Below are 2,845 nucleotides of genomic sequence, written 5' to 3' on the forward strand. Positions count from 1 at the left end.
CGGTTTATATACATCCCAGAACGCCTCGCGTGTAATATCTTCAGTTGTTCTGAAATCCTGTTCAAGGGTATTTCTGATTTGTAACTTCATAATCAACTTTCATTTAATTTAATTATGATGTCTATTGTTTTTAGCGATGAATTGCCTCAGGATTGCCACGCCGCAAGGGGGCGGTTAAATTTTTATAATCTATAATTTCTCTATTTAAAGTTTTTTCTGCAAATAGATTTCTGCTTTGAGGCTTAATATTTATTTTCTTCTGATTCAACCCTGTATTATTTAGGTTAGTAGATAAATTTACATGATTTAAAGGTTCAATTCCGAAACATATTGAAAGAAATAAATTTAAGCAAAAATTTTTCAAGTCTGTAAATTAATCCCAGCGTTTTTCATCTTAACTCTGAGGTTCCCAGCGTGACCATAATATTTCATTACGCTGGCACAATGAGAAAAATTCCGGTTTTCGCGGAATAATCCTTAAAGACTTTAAGTGAATATGAAACTGTTATGAACCGATCCGTAAATTGACGGATAGCTATAAGAATATATGGAAGTTCCCTAAGATTTTAAAATTAACCAATATATGTGAATAAAAAATCGTTTCCTGATCGACCACATTACCGGCTCCAATTATGACGGAAAATCTTTTCATGATGACTGGAAAATTTATAATTCAATTCGATGACGATGACATTATAAAAGATAGCAGTCACTATTTTAAGTCAACAATTATTTTCCAAAGAGCCATAGTTTTAGATAGTTATTCTTTAAATTTATTGAATTAAGATCCGGTTGGTAAGCATGGTTATTCAAGAGCCGGGATATCAGGGTTTTGGCACATTGGGTGTATACAGTTTGTCGAATATCACATTCCTCCAGGGATTAGATCACTCAGCTATTATCTTTTGCAGGTTTATCACATTGATGAATACATTGTAAGCTGACTGTAAAACGTTTTGATAGGCATTCCGGCATTTGACCTGCTCTGAAAGATAATCCTTGTTTAGCAAATACCCTTTACCAAGCAGGGCCTGTGCGGCCTTAAGGTTTTCGGTGGTTAAGGAATAATTCTTCCGGCTCATCCCATACTCTTTTTCTGAGGCTATTAATTGTGCTTGGGCATCCAACCATTCTTTATTTTTTTGATTTTGCAATTTTCGCAAATTCTCGCGTTCAATTTGTTCCTGTAATTTCAATTGTGAAACTTCTTTAGACGTCGTCAAAGCCCGGGTTACCGGAATTCTGACGGATAAGGAAATGTAACTGTTTCCATGCCAATGGTTCCTGTCGCTCAGATTGAAGTCGTTGCCATAAAAGTTTGTCCCATAAAATCCGCTCAGCGAAAGGGTAGGAGCATATTTCAGACTGGCCGATGTTATCCGGCTTTCAGCTAAAGCTATCACTTCGGCCTGCCGGGCCAGGCTAAGTCCGCCGGTTAATGAATCGCTAGCAATGTTTCCCGCTAGTGAATGATCCATCTTTGCATATAAAGCGGCAATATCTTCCGAAAGGTGCAATTCTGCCGTATTCTTATCTGAAACCTCTGCTCCCAGTAAATAGAGCAAGTTAGCTTTTACTGAAAATAATACCTTTTCTGCATTCAAAAATTGAGTCAATGATGTGTTATACGCAATTATAGCATTATTTTTATCCTGCAGGGATATTTTTTCTTTAAAGTAAAGTTCTGTAGCCTCTGCCAGGGATTGTTGGTAATAGACAGTGTCGGTTTTCAGGGATTCAAGCTGATCCTGTGAAATGACGCATTCGGCATAGGCCCGGGCTATATTTGCCCGGATATCGGTCTCGGAAATCTGTGTATCGTAACGGTTGATGTTGTTCTGTTGCTTTTGCTCTGAGGTTTGCCTGTGCATAGCCGGGTTGAAAATATCGTACGAAAGGTTTACCCCTGCCCCTGAATTCCAATCAGTATTAAACTTCATATAAAGCATTTGACTTGGATCAGCACCTTGATTCATCATCGATGCCGGAATAGGAGTAGATGGGATAATAATATTACGCCGGTAATCATTTGAGAGGTAAATGTCGGGTATCTTACTGCGTTGGACCTTTGAAAGTTCCTGTTCATCCTTTTGTTGCATCAGCCTTTTAACTGCCAGCTCCGGGGAATTATTCAACGAATAGGCAATGGCTTCATCGAGAGTCAGATGATCCAAATTGAGCGTGCTAACAGGCTTCTGGGCTGCAATAGGCCATAATATCCCCGGGAATAAAATAAGCAGCGTGGTGTACAATATTTTGTTTTTCATAGTAGCCATTATTTTATCTGAATACGGATGAAGGTTCTACTTTTTTCAATTTGCCGATTGAGAAAAAGGAGCTGCCGACGGCAATAAGCAGGGTGGTTAAAAAAAGAAACAGCAGGAACAGTGGGGTAAGTTTGATAATCAGACCGGCCTTTGCCATACCGTATTTTGTGCCGATAAGCATAATCAACGAAATAACAAACCCTACTACGGAGTACAAAAAGGACTGGGCAATTACCAGACGGGTAATGTAAACCTTGGTGGCACCTATGGCTTTCAGGGTGCCATAGTCTTTGATGCGGTCGTAAGTGGCCGAATACATGGTCAGCCCGATGATAAAGAAACCGCTGATAATGGCAAACAGTACCAGGGTGCCAAAACTCATACCCATATTATTGGCTGTCATTACATTGATTACGGTAGCCTTGCTCAGATTTGTCGCCCGCCAGGCTTTCAGGTCAGGTGCCATGCGGTTTATCCGGTTTACAACCAGATCAATCTTCATGGGATCATGAACTGAAACAATTACCCCGTTTACCAGGTTTTCGGAAACCCCTGAAAAAAAGCGGGCTTTGGATAAA

General features: G+C 39.6%; 2 protein-coding genes. Both read right to left on the minus strand.

Going from position 1 to position 2,845, the window contains the following annotated elements; all coding sequences use genetic code 11:
• Positions 1-887 precede the first annotated feature (887 nt).
• Positions 888-2,267, minus strand: coding sequence for a TolC family protein (locus Q8907_15525; protein ID MDP4275681.1), 1,380 nt, complete (start codon positions 2,265-2,267; stop codon positions 888-890).
• 13 nt (positions 2,268-2,280) lie between these two features.
• Positions 2,281-2,845, minus strand: a 565-nt coding sequence (locus tag Q8907_15530; protein ID MDP4275682.1) for an FtsX-like permease family protein, incomplete at its 5' end; no start/stop codon positions are given.

It is taken from the genome of Bacteroidota bacterium (assembly GCA_030706565.1).
Lineage (GTDB): Bacteria > Bacteroidota > Bacteroidia > Bacteroidales > JAUZOH01 > JAUZOH01.

What these genes read in the sequence shown, in the direction of transcription:
- Q8907_15525 (MDP4275681.1), bottom strand. Translation starts at nt 2,267, where the DNA reads ATGAAAAACAAAATATTGTACACCACGCTGCTTATTTTATTCCCGGGG.